The organism is Mizugakiibacter sediminis (assembly GCF_000953855.2).
GTDB lineage: Bacteria > Pseudomonadota > Gammaproteobacteria > Xanthomonadales > Rhodanobacteraceae > Mizugakiibacter > Mizugakiibacter sediminis.
In genome coordinates this window covers 1-365 of the sequence record NZ_DF970245.1, presented here as the reverse complement: position 1 = coordinate 365, position 365 = coordinate 1, and the positions used below count along the sequence as shown (strand labels likewise).

General features: G+C 64.7%; 1 pseudogene. It reads right to left on the bottom strand.

The annotated features are described in order from the left end of the window. A pseudogene (locus MBSD_RS15535) lies at nt 1-365 on the bottom strand (hypothetical protein); the annotation flags it as partial.

The following is a 365-nucleotide window of genomic DNA, read 5'->3' as shown; positions in this document are numbered from 1 at the left end:
CTGGTAGTTCGCCAGCGCGAACGCGCTGGTGCGCTCCTGCGGCGTCAGGATCAGGTTGGTGCGCTGGAAGTTGAACGAGTCGCTGTTCGTGAAGCAGTGATAGTCGCCGAGCGAGGTGCCGTCGCCGCTGCCGCGGCTCACGGAGGCGCAGTTGAACTGCGCAGCCAGCGTGCCGGGAAGGAACTTCGGGCCCTTCGTCGGGTCGTTCGGGTCGAAGTTCGGGTTGACGCCCGGCAACTGGATGAAGCCGGTCGGCGTGCGGCTGGAACCGCGCGTGACGATCTTGCCGCTGGACAGATACAAGGCGTCCTTGGAGTAGCTGCGGTCCGCCGAGGAGATCGGGTCGAACTTGTTGTAGTTGATGC